An 18,534-nucleotide genomic window follows, 5' to 3' on the forward strand; every position below is an offset into this window, starting at 1 on the left:
CCAAATCTAAACTACAAAACCGGTGGTGTCGGCCGCGAAGGTTTAATTAGGTGTGTGCTAGCTAAAAACCAATTTATTCACCCTGAATTTGCTGTATCGCGAGCAAGCTCGCTCCCACAGTGGACTTCTACAGACGTCTTGCGGCCCTCAGGAAAACATCAAGCCGGCTTGGCCTCCGCCAAGGCCTGCTGTGCCAGTTCCTTTTCCGCTTCCTTGATGTCGTCTTCGCTGATCATCTCCGCGATCACCCGCAGCCGCTCCACCACCCGGGCGTTGACGCTGCCCTCCGGGAACTCACCGTTTTCATCCGGCTCGCCGGCAGGCTCGCCCACCAGCAGGCTCAGGGCTTCGTCGGCCTGGCGCACCGCATAGACATGGAACTGCCCGGCGCGCACGGCGGCCAGCACTTTCTCATCGAGCATCAGGGTCGCGACGTTGGCCTGGGGAATGATTGCCCCCTGCTCACCGGTCAAACCCCGGGCTTCGCAGAGGCGGAAGAAGCCTTCGATCTTCTCGTTGACCCCGCCCACCGCCTGCACTTCACCGAACTGGTTGATCGAGCCGGTGATGGCGAAGCACTGCTTCAACGGCGTCTTCGACAGGGCCGAGATCAGCGTGCACGCCTCGCCCAGGGACGCACTGTCGCCGTCCACATAACCGTAGGATTGCTCCAGGGCGATGCTGGCCGAGATCGCCAGCGGGAATTCCTGGGCATAACGACTCCCCAGGTAACCGGTGAGGATCATCACACCCTTGGAGTGGATCGGCTGGCCAAGGTTGACCTCCCGCTCGATGTCGACGAGGCCCCTGCCGCCCGGGTACACCGTGGCGGACATCCGTGCCGGCACGCCTAACGCCGAGTCGCCGACCTCGAGCACCGTCAGTCCGTTGCATTTGCCCACCGCCGCACCTGCGGTGTCGATCAGGATGATCCCGGCCAGCATGTCGTCGAGGATCCGCGCCGAGACACGCCCGGTGCGGGTGGCCTTGGCCTTGAGGGCGCGTTCGATGTGGCCGGCATCGGTCATTTCGTCACCGGCCAATTGGCGAATGAAATCCGCCTCGCTGACCAACTGGAACAAGTCACCGATGCGCGCCGACAAGCGCCCTTGGTGTTCAGCCAGGCGGGCGCTGTAGGTCGCCAGGCGCGCCACCGCGTCGGCGGTCAGGGGTGCCATGCCTTCTTCCGAAGTGCGGGTTTTGAGCAGCTGGGCGAACTGCTCCAGGCTCTCGTCGCCCATCGGGATGTCTTCGTCGAAATCCACCAGCACGCGAAACATTTCCTGGAAATCCGAATCCAGGTCCTGCAAGGCGTAATAGAGCTGGCGGGCGCCGATGATCACGACCTTGACCTGCAGCGGGATGTGTTGCGGCGTCAGGGTCACCGTGGCCAGGCGTCCCATTTCACCCAGGGGCGATTCCATCTTCAGCTTGCGCGATTGCAGGGCGCGCTTGAGCGCATCCCATACGAACGGTTCGCTGAGCATTTTTTCCGCTTCCAGGATCAGGAAGCCACCATTGGCCCGGTGCAAGGCACCCGGACGCAGTTGCCGGTAGGTGGTGTAGAGCGCGCCCTGGTCGGTGCTGTATTCGATCCGGCCGAACAGGTTGTCGTAGGTCGGGTGCGGCTCGAACACCACCGGCGCGCCACCGCTGGACGGATGCCCGACCACCAGGCTCGGGGCGTATTGTTCCTCCAGCAGTTTGCGGGCGATGGCGTCGCTCTTGCTGTCGTCCACCAGTTGCTCGACCACGGTCTTGAGCAGATACACCTGCATGGCTTGCAGGTAACCACAGACCGCGGCGTTCTCCGCGTATTTTTCCGACAGCGGCGCCAGCAACGGTTGCAGGGCCAGGGTGATGGTTTCTTCGTTGAGGTGGCGCAGCTGGTTGCTGGACTCGCGCTTCCATTGCGGCAGGCTGGCGAGCTCTTCGTTCAAGCGCTCCTCAAGGCCGGAGATGTCCTCGTGGAAACGCTCGCGCTCGGCTTCCGGCAACTGGGCGAACTCCGCCTCGTCCAGGGCCTTGCCTTCGCTCATCGGCGTGAAGGCGATGTTGCTGCTGTCACGGTACAGAGCGACGTCCTTCTCCAGCGCCAGGCGCTCGATCACATCCAGGGCGCGGTCGTAGCGCTGGTTGAAGGCGCGGTCGATGGCGCTTTTCTTCTGCTGGTAGGACGGGTGTTCGAACACCGCCGGAAAGGTCGCCAGCAGGTTGTCGATCAAGCCGTTGATGTCACCGATGAACGCACCCGCCGTGCCCGACGGCAGTTCCAGGGCGCGGGGTTCGCGGGGCTCATCGAAATTGTTGACGTAGACCCAGTCCGCCGGGGTCTGCAGGCGCTTGCCTTCGGCCTTGAGGTAGCGTTTGACGAACGAGAACCGGCCGGTGCCGGGCTCGCCCATGCCGAATACGTTGTAACCGGGGCGTGGCATGGCCACGCCAAACTGCAAGGCTTCGACCGCACGTTCCTGGCCAAGCACACCGCGGAAGGGCTCCAGATCATTGGTGGTAGAGAAGCTGAACTGTTCAGCGGAAAACGGACGGGTCAGCGCTTCGGGCGCTAGACGCAAGCTGGCAGCAACAGGATCAGGCATCGGGCTTCCTTACATCAGGCGGGGCAGATAGCGGCATTCTGGCGCTGCCTGTACCTGACTGGCAAGGAGCGCCTCTGACCAAAGCATAGCCAACGGCAAAACCCCGGGCCGGGCCCCGTAAAACGGCGATCACATGTAATGTTTTTGCAAAATGTCACGGAACCCTCGGATCGTGCCTAAACTCCAAACTGCGCGGCTGGAACAATAACCGGCCCACTGGCTGCTGTAGGGGCCAGACCCTGTCCATCGGTATGCACATAAAAGAGAACATAGCTATGAAACGGATTCTTCTCGGTACTCTCTTCACCGCTGTATCCATCAACGCCATGGCTCAGGCGCCGGGCGGTCCGGATTGCGGCTGGGGCAACATGCTGTTCGAAGGTCAGCGTGGCACTCCGGCACACTTCCTGGCATCCACCACCAACGGCACGTCCGGTAACGCAACCTTCGGCATGACCTCCGGCACCAACGGCTGCTCGACCAACGCGGCACTGACCTACGGCGGCAAGTCCTGGCTGGCCATGAATGGGATGATGAACGAGCTGTCCGAAGACATGGCCAAGGGTCAGGGCGAAGCGCTGACCACCTACGCCGTGGTACTGGGCGTGGCGCCGGAAGACCGCGCGCACTTCTCCGCTGTGACCCACGAGCACTTCCAGCAGATCTTCAGCAAAGCTGACGTAACTGCCGAAGACGTGCATACCAACACCCTGGCCGTGCTGAAAAACGACCCACGCCTGGCCAAGTACGCCACTCAAGCTTAAGCTCGGCAGCACTCGCTCCTCTCGGGGAGCGGGTTTTCTTTTTGGGGCCCTTCGGTCTTTATTTTTCGACTTTCCAAGTAGCCGACTATGCTCAAACGCCTTGCCTGGCTGGCGCTCTGTGTGTGCGCCCCGCTGTCCGCCGCACCTCATGTCGACCCTCAACGTTTGCAGCAACTGGCCAACGACCCCTTCTGGATTTCCCTGGGCCACTACGAAACCGCCAAGCTCGGCGGTTGGCGCAGCTATATCAGCGAGAAAAAATTCTTCCTCGCCCCCGATGGCAACGAACATCCCGACCGTGAACTGACCGCCACGCTGCAAGCCTTGTATGGCCCAGCCAACGCCGGCCAGCAACATGCCCAGTGCGTCTACCCGGCGCGAACCCGCTGGCTGAAGGCGCAGCTCAACCTGGCAGACCTGCCGGCAGTCGATTGCCGCGACTTCACCCAATGGTTCAAGGACGTGGCGCCCCACAGCGCGGTGATGATTTTCCCGGCCGCGTACCTGAACAGCCCGTCCTCGATGTTCGGCCACACCCTGTTGCGCATCGACCAGGCCGACGTGCAAAGCGACAAGACTGCCCTGCTCAGCTACGCAATCAACTTCGGCGCCTACATCGAAGGTTCCGACAATAGCCTCCTCTATGCCTGGAAAGGCCTGATGGGCGGTTACCCCGGCCTGTTCGCCCTGGTGCCATATCAGGAAAAACTCTCCGAGTACCGTAGCCTGGAGAACCGCGACCTGTGGGAATACCGCCTCAACCTGAGCCAGGCGGAAACCGAGCGCATGGTCGAGCATGTCTGGGAACTCAAGCAGATCCAGTTCGACTATTTCTTCTTCGACGAAAACTGCTCCTATCGCCTGCTCGAGTTGTTGCAAGTGGCCCGCCCCAGCCTGCGCCTGACCGAACAATTCCCGCTGACGGCGATTCCCACCGACACCGTCAAGGCGGTGAAGGAAGCCGGCCTGGTGGAAAGCATCCAGTATCGACCGTCCCGGGAACGGGAACTGCTCAGCCGCGCCGAACCGCTCAGCGATGATGAGCAGCAATGGGTACTGAAGGTCAGCGCCGACCAGCAGCAGTTGCAAACGCCGGCCTTCAAGGCGCTGCCGCGTGAGCGCCAGGCGCTGCTCATCGAGGCGGCCTATCGCCTGGAGCGCTATCGCGCCAACGGCCAGGAACGTGATCCGCAACGGGCCCAACGCAGCTTCGAGCTGTTGCGGGCGATCAACCAGAACCCCGCGCCGGAACTCGCGATCCCGCAACCGGGCCTGCCCGAGGACGGTCATCAATCGCGCACCTGGCAGGCCGGCCTCGGCACGCGGGGCGACCGGGCATTCGGCGAATATGGCTTGCGCATGGCCTATCACGCCCTCAACGACAATGCCGAAAGCTTTCCGTTGGGGGCACAGATCGAAATCCTCCAATTGAAGCTGCGCCAGTACGAGGGCAACGACTGGCAGGTGCAGCAACTGGACCTGGCGACCATTCGCTCCCTGACCCCACGCAACGAGTTGCTACAGCCGCTGTCCTGGCCGGTCACCGGCGGCCTGGAGCGGGTGCCGGGCAAACACGACGATGAAACCCTGGTCAGCCACGTCAACGGCGGCGCAGGCGGCACCTGGGCGCTGGGCGACAATGTGCTGGGCTTTGCCCTGGGCACGGTGCGGGTGGAACACAACAACGATTTCGCCCAGTTCATCGCCCCGGCCGCCGGTTTCAACAGCGGTGTGCTGTGGAAAAACCCACTGGGCAACCTGAGCCTGGAAGCCAAGGGCGATTATTTCGTCAACGGCGAAGTGCGCCGTAGCCTGAGCCTCAATCAGCAATGGGAACTGTCCCGCAACCTCGGCCTGCGCCTGAGTGCCCAACGGGAGTTCAGCCAATTGGCCTCGCCGGAGAACGAGGTGATGCTTGAGGTGAAGTGGTATCACTACTGACCTTGGCCTGAGCAACCAACGGATTGATCACCGCGCTTTCACGTCTCTGCGACGAATCCACTTCTAGACTTCTTGTAGGCGGGATTCGGCAGGAAAACGAAAATGAAGCGCGCGGCGATGGTACTGGGTGTGCTGATGTTGCTCGGTGGTTGTGAAACCACCCACGAAGACCTGATCGCCCGAGGTTATCCACCGGCCTTCGCCGATGGCTACGACGATGGCTGCAGCAGTGGCCGGCAAGCGGCCGGGGTGATCACCGGGCAGTTCAGGAAAGATGTGCCGCGTTACCTCAAGGACCCGCGCTACGCCGAAGGCTGGAGCGACGGCTTCCGCCAATGCCAGGCGATGCGTGAGAGTGAAGAGCGTAACGCCTACCGCGAACGCCATTGGGACGAACGTGAACGGGCCTGGCAGCAACAGAAGGACCAGGACGCCGCCCGGGCTTATCGCTCGCAGTAAGTCGCATACAGACATCCGTCGAAACCAAAACCTGCGACCATGGCCCAAACTCCAACAAGAGGAGGTTTCATGAGCCGCGCTTTCGTCAACGAAGACAACGCCGCTGCCCAGGCCGACCAGCCGGTCGAACGCCAGGGCAGTTCGCAGCCCAACTACGTCACATCCGCAGGGCTTGCCCAATTGCAGGCGCAGGTCGCCGAATTGCAGCAACTGCATAGCCAACAGACTGCCCAGGGCGAGCAAGCGGATAAACAGCGTATCGCCGATATCGAACGGGACCTGCGGTATTTCAACCAACGCTTGCAAAGCGCACAGGTCGTTGCGCCGACTTCATCCGAACAAGTGCGGATCGGCCACTGGGTGACCTTTGTCGATGAACAGGACCACGAGCAGCGGGTGCAATTGGTCGGGGAAGACCAGGCCGATGCGGCCAGTGGCTTGATCAATTGGGGCTCGCCGCTTGGACGGGCGTTGCTGGGGGCAAAGGTTGGGGATGAGGTGACATGGGAACGACCGTTGGGGAATCTCGTTATCGAGGTCGTTGCGATCGATCTCCAGTGATACTGCCGGTAATTAAGCCTTACACACTGTGGGAGCGAGCTTGCTCGCGATAGCGGAGTATCAGTCAACATTTCCACTGACTGTCACACCGCTATCGCGAGCAAGCTCGCTCCCACAATGGATTTGCATCCATAAAAAAAGGAGCCCTCGAAGGCTCCGTTTTTTTATGCAACCGACCGAATCAGGCCAGCTTCTTGTGCCGTACGCGATGGGGCTGGGCAGCGGCTTCGCCGAGGCGTTTCTTGCGATCGGCCTCGTACTCGGTGTAGTTACCTTCGAAGAACACCGCTTGCGAGTCGTCTTCGTACGCCAGGATGTGGGTCGCCACGCGGTCGAGGAACCACCGATCGTGAGAGATCACAATGGCGGCGCCCGGGAAGTCCAGCAAGGCTTCTTCCAGGGAACGCAGGGTTTCGACGTCGAGGTCGTTGGACGGTTCGTCGAGCAGCAGGACGTTGCCGCCCTCCTTCAGGGTCAACGCCAGGTGCAAGCGACCGCGCTCACCACCGGACAAGTCCTTGACGAACTTCTGCTGGTCGCCGCCCTTGAAGTTGAAGCGGCCCACGTAGGTGCGCGACGGGATTTCATAGTTGCCGATGCGGATCTGGTCGGAACCGTCGGAGATCTGCTGGAACACGGTCTTGCTGCCGTCCAGGTCTTCGCGGCTCTGGTCAACGCAGGCCAGTTGCACGGTTTCGCCGATCTCGATGCTGCCCGAATCCGGGGTTTCCTTGCCCATCAACATGCGGAACAGCGTGGATTTGCCCGCGCCGTTACCACCGATCACACCGACGATGGCGCCTTTGGGCATGGAGAACGACTGGTTGTCAATCAGCACGCGGTCGCCATAACCCTTGGTGACGTTCTTGAACTCGATGCCCTTGGCACCCAGGCGCGGACCGGCCGGGATGTAGATCTCGTTGGTTTCGCTGCGCTTCTGGAATTCCTGGGACTGCATTTCCTCGAAGCGTTGCAGACGTGCCTTGGATTTGGACTGGCGGGCCTTGGCGCCTTTGCGCACCCATTCCAGTTCTTGCTTCATGGCTTTTTCATGGGCCGACTGCTGCTTGGATTCCTGGGCCAGACGATCGGACTTGGCTTCCAGCCAACCCGAGTAGTTGCCCTCGTACGGAATGCCCGCGCCGCGGTCGAGTTCGAGAAGCCAGCCGGCGACGTTGTCCAGGAAGTACCGGTCGTGCGTGATCGCCACCACGGTGCCTGGGAAGTCGTGCAGGAAGTGTTCGAGCCAGGCGACAGAATCGGCGTCCAGGGGGTTGGTCGGTTCGTCGAGCAGCAGCATGTCCGGGGCCGACAGCAGCAGGCGGCACAGGGCCACGCGGCGCTTCTCACCGCCGGAGAGGTGTTCGACCTTCGCGTCCCACGCCGGCAGGCGCAGCGCATCGGCGGCAACTTCCAGCTGGCGATCGAGGTTGTGGCCGTCGCTGGCCTGCAGGATCGCTTCGAGCTTGGCCTGTTCGGCGGCCAGCTTGTCGAAATCGGCATCCGGGTCGGCGTAGGCGGCGTAGACCTCGTCGAGACGCGCTTGGGCGTCCTTGATCACGCTGACCGCTTCCTCGACCACTTCACGCACGGTCTTGGTTGGGTCCAGCTGTGGCTCTTGCGGCAAGTAGCCGATGTTCAGGTCCGGCATCGGACGGGCTTCGCCGTCGAATTCGTTATCGACGCCGGCCATGATTTTCAACAGCGTGGACTTACCCGAACCGTTGAGGCCCAACACGCCGATCTTGGCGCCAGGGAAGAAGGACAGAGAAATGTTTTTCAGGATTTCCCGCTTCGGCGGAACAACTTTGCTCAGCCGATGCATGGTGAAGACGTATTGAGCCATGGTGAACCTAGCGTCAGTGACAGGTGAAAAGAACGAGCCAGGCCATGCGCGGCGCGGGCTCTTGACGATCATCAATGCCTGCGGGCGGATAGAGCCTGGGAATCTGGAGCTGGAACGCTCTTGTTTGACCGGCAAAGCTACCTCAACCGTCGGTCAAGGTCCAGCCGCCCAGGGCTGGCACTTTGCCACAAGTCAAGGCATGCTAGCCGCCCTTCGGGCGTCCGGCTTATAGTGCACGTCGCGCCAGTCCAGCAAAACGCAGGATTACAGCTTGTCCAACGTCACTCCACCCCTGTCCCCTCGCGCACCCGCTGTCGTGCCCGGCTCGCCCCTGCGCGGGACATTGAAGGGGGCGCTGGCCACGCTCGTGCTGCTGTTGCTCGGCTTGCTGTTCTGGCAACTGCTCGATCAACTGCGCGAAACTCAGCAGCAACAGCGCCAGTACACCATCGACTACACCGCCGATCTCGCCGCGCAGGTCAGCCTGAACATGGCCTTGAACGCGCAAATCGCCCTCAACCTGCTACCGATCGTCGAACAACCGCAAAGTATCGACGAGCAGCAGGCCCTGGTTCACAAACTCCAGCAGTCGCTCCCCGAGCTGCGCAGCTTGGCATTGTTGAGCCCTTCCGGCCGGGTGCTCAGTGACAGTGATGCCAACAGCCACGATGCCGATTACCTGAGCGAACTGGTGCGACGCAGCCGGGCCCAGGCCCATTATTTCAGCAATGCCGAAGACGGTTCCGTGGTGCATCTATTGTTGCACCAGGCCAGCGGTAGCGGCCGTGGCTATTGGGCCCTGCGCTTGACCCCGAACTTTTTCGCCACCCTGACCAAGCAAGCCGATGTGGGGTTGCGCCCGCTATGGCTGGTGGAGAACCGCCTCAACCAGCAAATCATCAGCCGCGACGAGAGCCTGCCTTCGAGCAGCCCGACCCATCTGTCGCCGGATGACCTGAAAAGCACCGTACTGACCGTGCCCCTGAGCAGCAGCGACTGGCAACTGCGAGGGCTGTTCGACCGCCGCCAGGTGATCGAACAACTGTTGCCGGCCTTCATCGGCAAATGCCTGCTGGGCCTGGCGTTTTCGTTGTTGCCGGTGATCGCGCTGTTGAACATGCGTCGGCGCCAACGGCAGTTGCACGAGGGGCGGCGACGTTACCAGGATATTTTCGAAGGCACCGGCGTGGCCCTGTGCGTACTTGACCTGTCGGGGCTCAAGGCCTTTTTTGAGCGAGCCGGCCTGCACACGGGCGATCAATTGCGCGCCTGGCTGCAAACCACTCACCAACTCGAACAGCTGCGCCAGGAAGTTCACGTCACCGAAGTCAACCAGATGGCGTTGAAATTGCTCAACGTCGATTCCTGCGACCAGGCTTGGCAGTTGCTGGTCGGCAAAGGTGCGCAGGACAACAACCCCGTCGGCTCGAAGCTGCTCGAAGCGCTGCTCGACCAACACAAGCAACTGGAACTGGAGATCAAGCTCCAGGACGCCCATGGTCGCGACCAGCACCTGTGGCTGGTGCTGCGCCTGCCGGAAAAACAGCACGACTACAACGCGGTCAACCTGAGCATCAGCGACATCACCAGCCGCAAGCTGATCGAGCGCTCGCTGCTCGAACGCGAGGGGTTCTGGTCCGACGTGGTGCGCACCGTGCCGGACCATCTCTATGTGCAGGACGTCATCAGCCAGCGGATGATCTTCAGCAACCATCACCTGGGCCAGACCCTGGGATATGACCGCACCGAACTGCACCAGATGGGCGAGTACTTCTGGGAAATCCTGCTGCACAGCGACGATGCCGATCACTACCACAACCTGCGCCAGGAACAACGGCGGGGCGGCTACACGCAGTTGCTGCAATGCCAATTGCGCTTTCGTCATCGCAATGGCAAGTGGCGCTGTTTCGACATCCGTGAACAGGCCCTGGCCCGCGACCGACATAACCAGGTGACGCGAATCATCGGCGTGGCCAAGGACGTCACCGAGCAGATCGAGGCCAGCGAATCGCTGCGCGACAGCGAGCAACGCTACCGGATGCTCGCCGAAAGCATCAGCGACGTGATTTTCTCCACCGACAACAAGCTTTCGCTCAACTATGTCAGCCCGTCGGTGCAAGCGGTGCTGGGCTACACCGCCGATTGGATTTTCCAGAACGGTTGGCAATCGATCATCGCCAACCCGCAACAACTGACCGGCATCTACAGCCTGATGGACCGGGTCAGCAAGGCCCTCGACAAGCCCGCACAACTGGCCGAGCTGCGCAACCAGATGCAGACCCAGTTGTTCCTGTTCGACTGCCTGCGTGCCGACGGGCGCAAGATTCCCATCGAACTGCGGTTGGTGCTGGTGTGGGATGAACATGGCGCGTTCGAAGGCGTTCTGGGTGTGGGCCGCGACATCAGCCAGCAACGTCGCGCCGAAAAAGACCTGCGCATGGCCGCCACGGTCTTCGAGCACTCGACCTCGGCGATCCTGATCACCGACCCGGCCGGCTACATCGTCCAGGCCAACGAAGCCTTCAGTCGCGTCAGCGGTTATGCTGTATCGCAAGTGCTGGACCAATTGCCCAACATGCTGACCGTGGACGACCAGCAGGAAGCCCACCTGCGCTACGTGCTCAAGCAACTGCAACAGCACAGCACCTGGGAAGGCGAAGTCTGGCTCAAGCGCCGCAATGGCGAGCACTACCCTGCCTGGGTCGGCATCACCGCGGTGCTGGATGACGAAGGCGACCTGGCCAGCTATGTGTGTTTCTTCAGCGACATCAGCGAACGCAAGGCCAGCGAGCAGCGCATTCATCGCCTGGCCTATTACGACGCCCTGACCCACCTGCCCAACCGCACGCTGTTCCAGGATCGCCTGCACACCGCGCTGCAATCGGCCGAACGGCAGAAGACCTGGGTCGTGCTGATGTTCCTCGACCTGGACCGGTTCAAGCCGATCAACGACTCCCTCGGCCATGCCGCCGGCGACCGGATGCTCAAGGAAATGGCCACGCGCCTGCTCGGCTGCGTCGCCGACGACGACACCGTGGCGCGCATGGGCGGCGACGAGTTCACCCTGCTGCTGCAACCGCGCGCCAGCCGTGAAATGGCGCTGAACCGGGCCATCAACGTGGCCGAGCAGATCCTCGCCAGTCTGGTCCGCCCCTTCGTGCTCGAAGGCCGCGAGTTCTTCGTCACCGCCAGTATTGGCATCGCCCTGAGCCCCCAGGACGGCAACGAGCTGAGCCAGTTGATGAAGAACGCCGACACGGCCATGTATCACGCCAAGGAACGCGGCAAGAACAACTTCCAGTTCTACCAGGCCGACATGAACGCCAGCGCCCTGGAGCGCCTGGAACTGGAAAGTGACCTGCGCCATGCCCTGGAGCAGAACGAGTTCGTGCTGTATTACCAGCCGCAGTTCAGCGGCGATGGCAAACGCCTGACCGGCGCCGAGGCCTTGTTGCGCTGGCGCCATCCGCGACGCGGGTTGGTGCCGCCGGGGGATTTCATCCCGGTACTCGAAGAACTCGGGCTGGTGGTGGATGTCGGCGACTGGGTCATCACCGAAGCCTGCCGGCAGCTCAGGACCTGGCACCAGGCCAAGGTCCGGGTGCCGAAAGTCTCGGTCAACATTTCCGCCCGGCAGTTCTCCGACGGCCAGTTGGGCACGCGCATTGCCAATATCCTGCGCAGCACTGGCCTGCCGCCGGCCTGCCTGGAGCTGGAACTGACGGAAAGTATCCTGATGCGTGAAGTCAGCGAGGCGATGCAGATCCTCGCCGGGTTGAAGAACCTGGGCCTGAGCATTGCCGTCGATGATTTCGGCACCGGTTATTCGTCGCTCAACTACCTCAAGCAATTCCCCATCGACGTGCTGAAGATCGACCGCACCTTCGTCGACGGCCTGCCCTCCGGCGAGCAGGATGCGCAGATCGCCCGGGCGATCATCGCCATGGCCCACAGCCTCAACCTGGCGGTGATCGCCGAAGGCGTCGAGACCCACGAGCAACTGGACTTCCTGCGTGAACACGGCTGCGACGAAGTCCAGGGTTACCTGTTCGGCCGGCCGATGCCGGCCAATCGGTTCGAAGCGCAGTTCAGCAATGATGCGTTGTTCATGCTCGACTGAGGCCCTTCAGCGCCTGTAGCGGCCTCGTCGCGAGCAAGCTCGCTCCCACAGGTTATGCGTACGCAGGTCCAATGTGGGAGCGAGCTTGCTCGCGATGGCGCCAGCCTGGACGACACACAATTGTCCATGAAACCCATTCGTCCAAGACATGACGCCCTTTCATATGCCTTCCAAAACCGGTTGAGGTAGAATGCCCCCCTTTTCTGCCCCGATCCTTGAGGACCGCCATGTTCAGCCGTGATTTGACTATTGCCAAGTACGACGCCGATCTCTTTGCCGCCATGGAGCAAGAAGCTCAGCGCCAGGAAGAGCACATCGAGCTGATCGCTTCGGAAAACTACACCAGCCCCGCGGTGATGGAAGCTCAAGGCTCGGTACTGACCAACAAGTACGCCGAAGGCTACCCAGGCAAGCGCTACTACGGTGGTTGCGAATTCGTCGACGTGGTCGAGCAACTGGCCATCGACCGCGCCAAGCAACTGTTCGGCGCCGATTACGCCAACGTCCAGCCACACGCTGGCTCCCAAGCCAACGCCGCCGTGTACCTGGCGCTGCTGTCGGCCGGCGACACCATCCTGGGCATGAGCCTGGCCCACGGCGGTCACCTGACCCACGGCGCCAGCGTTTCCTCCTCTGGCAAGCTGTACAACGCCGTCCAGTACGGCATCGACGGCAACGGCCTGATTGACTACGACGAAGTCGAGCGCCTGGCCCTCGAGCACAAGCCGAAAATGATCGTGGCCGGTTTCTCCGCCTACTCCCAAGTCCTCGACTTCCCGCGTTTCCGCGAGATCGCCGACAAGGTCGGTGCCTACCTGTTCGTCGACATGGCCCACGTTGCCGGCCTGGTCGCCGCAGGCGTCTACCCGAACCCGGTGCCGTTCGCCGACGTGGTCACCACCACCACCCACAAGACCCTGCGCGGTCCACGTGGTGGCCTGATCCTGGCCCGTGCCAACGCCGACATCGAGAAAAAGCTGAACTCCGCCGTCTTCCCGGGCGCCCAGGGTGGCCCGCTGGAGCACGTGATCGCAGCCAAGGCGATCTGCTTCAAGGAAGCCCTGCAACCTGAGTTCAAGGCTTACCAGCAACAAGTGGTGAAGAATGCCAAGGCCATGGCCGGCGTGTTCATCGAGCGCGGCTTCGACGTGGTGTCCGGCGGTACTGAAAACCACCTGTTCCTGCTCTCGCTGATCAAGCAGGAAATCTCCGGCAAAGACGCCGACGCGGCGCTGGGCAAGGCGTTCATCACCGTCAACAAGAACTCGGTGCCCAACGACCCACGCTCGCCGTTCGTTACTTCGGGCCTGCGCTTCGGCACCCCGGCCGTGACCACTCGCGGCTTCAAGGAAGCCGAGTGCAAGGAACTGGCCGGCTGGATCTGCGACATCCTGGCGGACCTGAACAACGAAGCGGTCATCGACGCCGTGCGTGAGAAGGTCAAGGCCATCTGCAAGAAGCTGCCGGTATACGGCGCTTAATTAGCTCGCTAACGCGTAGCCAAAAAGGCCCGCATCGAAAGATGCGGGCTTTTTTATTGGCGTTCATTTTTAGCATCCTCTGAGGCGAATACCGGTAGAACACCTGTGAGGCTGGGATAACCATCTACCCCCTGTGGCTAGGGAGCTTGCTCCCGCTCGGTTGCGCAGCGACCGCAAAATGTTGGGGGCTGCTGCGCCCGAAGCGTTGGACCGGCCCAGCGGGAGCAAGCTCCCTCGCCACATGTTTGTGTCATGTCCTCGTTATTCGCTTAGGCCTTGGGGGCAAAATTTTTTCCAAACTGGGAGAGGCTCAAGCACAGGGCTTTCATCGCAACTGGTAAGACCGGTCAAGCCAAATCGCCCTAACCGGGCTTGCATACCCACGAAAACAGCGCCTAGACTGCGCCTGCACTGGACAAACCGGTAAGACCACAATAATGAAGTCCCGACGCCAGCCCCTCTGGCGAACAAGGACACCGAACCAGGAATCCCTCCCATGCTCAAATGGTGCTCGCGGTCGATCTTCCTTCAAGTTGTCCTCGGACTGGTGCTCGGCATCGTCTGCGGGCTTACCCTTCCCGAATACTCTGCACAGCTCAAACCCCTCGGCGACGGCTTTATCAAGCTGATCAAGATGCTCATCGGCCTGATCGTGTTCTGCGTGGTGGTCAGCGGCATCTCCGGCGCCGGTGATCTCAAGAAGGTCGGGCGCATTGGCCTCAAATCGGTCATCTACTTCGAAGTGCTCACCACCATCGCCCTGATCATCGGCCTGGTCCTTGCCTTCAGCACCGGCATTGGCAGTGGTGCGAACATCCACCTGGAGCAGCTCTCCAGCACGGACGTGAACGATATCGCCCAGCGCGGCCAGCACCTGGTCACCACTACGCAGTTCCTGATGAACCTGATCCCGACCTCAGTGATCGGAGCGTTCGCGGAAAACAATATCCTGCAGGTGCTGCTGTTCGCCGTGCTGTTCGGCAGTGCCTTGAACCTCGTCGGTGACGCCGCTTCCGGTATTTCACGGCTGATCAACGAACTCAGCCACGTGATCTTCCGCATCATGGGCATGATCGTGCGCCTGGCCCCTATCGGCGTGTTTGGCGCCATTGCCTTCACCACCAGCAAATATGGCCTGGACTCGCTGCAGCACCTGGGTAGCCTCGTCGGCCTGTTCTACCTGACCTGCATCGCGTTTGTCACCGTGATCCTCGGTCTGGTGATGCGCGCATCGGGCCTGCCGATGCTGCCGTTTCTCAAATACCTGCGCGAAGAGCTGCTGATCGTCCTCGGTACCGCTTCGTCCGATGCCGTGCTGCCCCAGATCATGCGCAAGCTCGAACACCTGGGGATCGGCAGCTCCACCGTGGGCCTGGTGATTCCAACCGGTTACTCGTTCAACCTGGATGGCTTTTCGATCTACCTGACCCTGGCGATTGTCTTCATCGCCAACGCCACCGGTACGCCCCTGGCCCTGAGCGACCTGTTGACCATCCTGCTGGTGTCGCTGATCACTTCCAAGGGCGCCCATGGAATTCCCGGCTCGGCATTGGTAATCCTGGCGGCGACGCTGACCGCGATCCCGGCGATCCCGGTGGTGGGCCTGGTGCTGGTGTTAGCCGTCGACTGGTTCATGGGCATTGGCCGGGCCCTGACCAACCTGATTGGCAACTGCGTGGCCACCGTGGCGATTGCCCGCTGGGAGAAAGACATCGATGTTCCTCGCGCGCGCAAGGTGCTGTCCGGCCAACAAGGCTATACCTTTCAACCCAGAAAACCGGTGGGCAGTGCCCATCACCAGCAATTCTGAAAGACGGCGATGCCGGCCCGCGAGCCGGCATTGCCTGATTGATTTCCAAGGAGTCACATGTGATCAGCTCATCGACCGTCGTCAATTCCGTGGTGGAGAAACTCCGCGCCGCCCTCGCCCGGGGCCAGTGGCGCTCGGGGGACATGCTGCCCGGCCAGCGCGAACTGGCCGAGCAACTGGGCATCAGCCGGCCCAGCCTGCGTGAAGCGGTGAGCGTCCTGGAGACCCTGGGTCTGGTGCGTTCGATGCGCGGCAAAGGCGTCGTGGTATTGGAGGCCAATCTCAACGATACCGTCAGTGAAGGCAGCGCCATGGCCGGCGCGAGCCTGGAAGACCTGCTGCAACTGCGCTACACCCTGGAGCCCTTCATCGTCGGCCTCGTGGCCCAGTCCATCAGCAGCAAGGAAGTCGGCCAGTTGCGCCTGACCCTCATGGACATGCGCGAAGCCCTGGAAGCCAATGACAGCGACGCCTGTGCCAACGCCTACATCGCTTTCCATGAAGAACTGTTTGCCCTGACGTCCAACCCGATCTTCCAGAACGTGGTCCAGCAGACCAGCAACGCCCTCAAGCAAAGCGCCGATGTGTTGCGTAACTCGCCCGAACATCTGGCCGAACGCCTGGAAGAAAACGAAGCCGTGGTCCGTGCCATCCGTGGCAAGAACAGCGCCCAGGCCAGCGCCGAAATGCGTCGGCACATTCTCCGGGAAGGCCAGCGCATGGGCATCGAATTGAATATTCCGGACGACAGCCTCGGCACTTGAGCCTGGGCCTGCGGAGACCGTCATGAACACTCTCGTTTCCCATCAACATAACCGCAATGTACTCGCCACCCTGCCCCTGCCCGGCCGGATCGGCAAACCGTCGGTGGACGATATCTACCCGCGGATCTTCGACGCCATCCTCGAACAACGCATTGCCCCGGCCAGCCGCTTCACCGAGGAAAGCCTGGGAGATGTGTTCGGTGTCAGCCGCAGTATCATTCGCCGCGTCCTGGCGCGCCTGTCCCATCAGCAAGTGGTGATACCGCGGCCCAACCACCGCCCCCAGGTCGCCGCGCCAGATCTGGAGCAGACCCGGCAGATCCTCCACGCTCGCCGCCTGGCCGAGCAGACGCTGGTGCGCCTGGCCTGCCAGGCGCCGCGACCGCAGGATCTACGACGGCTTCGGGATCTGGTGGAACAGGAACCGCACTGCCTGGACCGCGGCGAGCGTGGCCCGGCGATACGCCTGTCCGGCGAGTTTCACCTGCAACTGGCCGCCATGGCCGGTAACGCGCCGTTGCTGCAATTTCTCGGCAGCCTGGTGCCGTTGACCTCGTTGGCCCTGGCGCGACACGAGGTCAAGTCGCGCCGACATTGTGCCTGGCAGGAACACTTGGCGATCGTCGACGCCGTGGAAGGTCGCAACGTCAACGAAGCCGTGCGGCTGATGGACGAGCACCTGGACCATCTGGAGCAAAAATTGCTGATCAAATAGCTGTTGTGGCGAGGGAGCTTGCTCCCGCTGGGGGGCGTAGCCGCCCTCGCTTTTTGGCGGTTGCTGCGCAACCGCGCGCGAGCAAGCTCCCTCGCCACGAAAAGCGCCTCAGGCAGACGTTTTGACGAACGCAGGCACAGTCAAAGTAGCGCGGCTTCGAATCCGGCGCGGATCTTCTCTTCAGGCAGTTCGTCGGCGATGAACACGATCACGCTTTCCCGGGCTTCGTCGGGGGCCCATTCGGTGTCCCAATCGAAACCGTACAACTTGAGCACGCCCTGGAACACCAGTCGACGGGGTTCGCCCGCGATATTCAGCACGCCTTTGTAGCGCAGCAGTTGCTTGCCGTGTTCTTCCAGCAATTGGTTCATGAACTCGCTGAGCTTGTCGATATCCAGCGCCTTGTCGGTGCGCAACACCAGGCTGCCGATGCGATCGCCCGGGGTGGCCTTGCCCACCGGTCGCAGGCTGAACCCTGCGCCCAGGTCCGCATTGAGGTTGAAGCCGCGAATGTCGAGCAACTCGGCCAGGTCGATCTGGCCGTGCTCGACCACCCGGATCGGCGCCCGCCGATTGATGCGTGCCAGGCGTTCGCCAAGGGCCTGGACCTGGGCGGCGTCCGCCAGGTCGGTCTTGCTTAGCAGCAGGCGATCGGCAAACCCGACCTGGGCCTGGGCGATGGCCTGGGCCAGGTGGATATCGGCGTGAGCGGCATCCACCAGCGTCAGAATGCCGTCGAGGATATAACGCTCGCGCAAGTCCTCGTCGATGAAAAAAGTCTGCGCCACCGGGGCCGGGTCGGCCAATCCGGTGCATTCGATCACCAGGCGATCAAAAGCGATTTCGCCGCTGTCCAGCCGCTCGAGCAACAGGTACAAGGCCTTGGTCAGGTCGGTGTGAATGGTGCAGCACACGCAACCGTTGGCCAGGGTCATGACTTGCACCGGCTCGTCGCCCAGCAGTTGGGTGTCGATACCGGCGTCGCTGAATTCGTTCTCGATCACGGCGATTTTCAGGCCGTGTTCGGCCTTGAGCAGATGGCGCAACAGCGTGGTCTTGCCGGCGCCGAGGAAGCCGCTGAGGATGGTGACCGGGATGGGAGAGGACAAACTGAATCTCCTTGATGCCTGAAAGGAAAACGGTTTTGTGGGAGCGAGCCTGCTCGCGAAGGCGGTGGATCAGTCGACATTATCATCAACTGACACTCCGCTATCGCGAGCAAGCTCGCTCCCACAAGGGATTTGTGACGTAAGCAAATCTTGAGGCCAACCCAAAACAACTGTGGGAGCGAGCTTGCTCGCGATAGCGGTGTGTCAGCCACATCAATGGCGACTGACCTGACGCCTTCGCGAGCAAGCTCGCTCCCACAGGGTTGCATCATCCACTGGCAATCAGCGGTTCAACAGCACTTGGGCCCACCCTTGCCACCGTAACGGGCCTCCTGGCGTTCCCGGAAGAACGCCTCATAGTCCATCA

Annotated in this window: 13 protein-coding genes; 9 read left to right on the top strand and 4 right to left on the bottom strand. The window is 61.7% G+C overall.

Annotated elements, in window-relative coordinates; all coding sequences use genetic code 11:
- Positions 1-158: 158 nt before the first annotated feature.
- Positions 159-2,597, bottom strand: coding sequence for a Lon protease family protein (locus HGO40_RS27390; protein WP_250965582.1), 2,439 nt, complete (start codon positions 2,595-2,597; stop codon positions 159-161).
- Positions 2,598-2,872: 275 nt separating this feature from the next.
- On the opposite strand from HGO40_RS27390, the gene HGO40_RS27395 reads away from it, so the two are divergent.
- The 4 genes from HGO40_RS27395 (at position 2,873) to HGO40_RS27410 (ending at position 6,322) form a co-directional block, all read left to right on the top strand.
- Complete coding sequence (locus HGO40_RS27395) at positions 2,873-3,361, top strand: DUF3015 domain-containing protein (protein WP_030140293.1); 489 nt, start codon at positions 2,873-2,875, stop codon at positions 3,359-3,361.
- 87 nt (positions 3,362-3,448) lie between these two features.
- The gene (locus HGO40_RS27400; protein WP_250965583.1) at positions 3,449-5,302 is read left to right on the top strand and encodes an Lnb N-terminal periplasmic domain-containing protein; all 1,854 of its coding nucleotides are present in this window, start codon (positions 3,449-3,451) and stop codon (positions 5,300-5,302) included.
- Positions 5,303-5,404: 102 nt separating this feature from the next.
- On the top strand, positions 5,405-5,761 hold the full coding sequence (locus tag HGO40_RS27405; protein ID WP_250965584.1) for a hypothetical protein: 357 nt from the start codon (positions 5,405-5,407) through the stop codon (positions 5,759-5,761).
- A gap of 69 nt (positions 5,762-5,830) precedes the next feature.
- Positions 5,831-6,322, top strand: a complete 492-nt coding sequence (locus tag HGO40_RS27410; protein ID WP_250965585.1) for a GreA/GreB family elongation factor — start codon at positions 5,831-5,833, stop codon at positions 6,320-6,322.
- A 181-nt stretch (positions 6,323-6,503) separates the two neighbouring features.
- Here the strand turns inward: HGO40_RS27410 and ettA are convergent, their stop codons facing one another.
- Positions 6,504-8,168, bottom strand: a complete 1,665-nt coding sequence (gene ettA, locus HGO40_RS27415; RefSeq protein WP_250965586.1) for an energy-dependent translational throttle protein EttA — start codon at positions 8,166-8,168, stop codon at positions 6,504-6,506.
- 271 nt (positions 8,169-8,439) lie between these two features.
- On the opposite strand from ettA, the gene HGO40_RS27420 reads away from it, so the two are divergent.
- The 5 genes from HGO40_RS27420 to HGO40_RS27440 all read left to right on the top strand — a co-directional run bounded on the left by HGO40_RS27420 (position 8,440) and on the right by HGO40_RS27440 (position 17,058).
- A complete protein-coding gene (locus HGO40_RS27420) occupies positions 8,440-12,288 on the top strand; it encodes a sensor domain-containing protein (protein WP_250965587.1) in 3,849 nt (1,282 codons plus the stop codon).
- Positions 12,289-12,515: 227 nt separating this feature from the next.
- Positions 12,516-13,769, top strand: coding sequence for a serine hydroxymethyltransferase (gene glyA / locus HGO40_RS27425; protein WP_250965588.1), 1,254 nt, complete (start codon positions 12,516-12,518; stop codon positions 13,767-13,769).
- A gap of 496 nt (positions 13,770-14,265) precedes the next feature.
- Entirely contained in the window at positions 14,266-15,579 is a 1,314-nt protein-coding gene (locus tag HGO40_RS27430; protein ID WP_250965589.1) for a C4-dicarboxylate transporter DctA, read from the top strand.
- A gap of 59 nt (positions 15,580-15,638) precedes the next feature.
- Entirely contained in the window at positions 15,639-16,343 is a 705-nt protein-coding gene (locus HGO40_RS27435) for a FadR/GntR family transcriptional regulator (protein WP_250965590.1), read from the top strand.
- Positions 16,344-16,365: 22 nt separating this feature from the next.
- Positions 16,366-17,058: a GntR family transcriptional regulator gene (locus HGO40_RS27440; protein WP_250965591.1), complete on the top strand. Its 693-nt coding sequence runs from the start codon at positions 16,366-16,368 to the stop codon at positions 17,056-17,058.
- 140 nt (positions 17,059-17,198) lie between these two features.
- On the opposite strand, the gene yjiA is transcribed toward HGO40_RS27440, so the two are convergent.
- Together yjiA and HGO40_RS27450 are read right to left on the bottom strand one after the other, a co-directional pair.
- Positions 17,199-18,167, bottom strand: a complete 969-nt coding sequence (gene yjiA / locus HGO40_RS27445; RefSeq protein WP_250965592.1) for a GTPase — start codon at positions 18,165-18,167, stop codon at positions 17,199-17,201.
- A gap of 290 nt (positions 18,168-18,457) precedes the next feature.
- Positions 18,458-18,534 (bottom strand): CstA-like transporter-associated (seleno)protein (locus HGO40_RS27450; RefSeq protein WP_250965477.1); only part of this gene is annotated, 77 nt, incomplete at its 5' end.

This window comes from Pseudomonas sp. CG7 (genome assembly GCF_023701885.1).
Classification (GTDB): Bacteria; Pseudomonadota; Gammaproteobacteria; order Pseudomonadales; family Pseudomonadaceae; genus Aquipseudomonas; species Aquipseudomonas zanjanensis.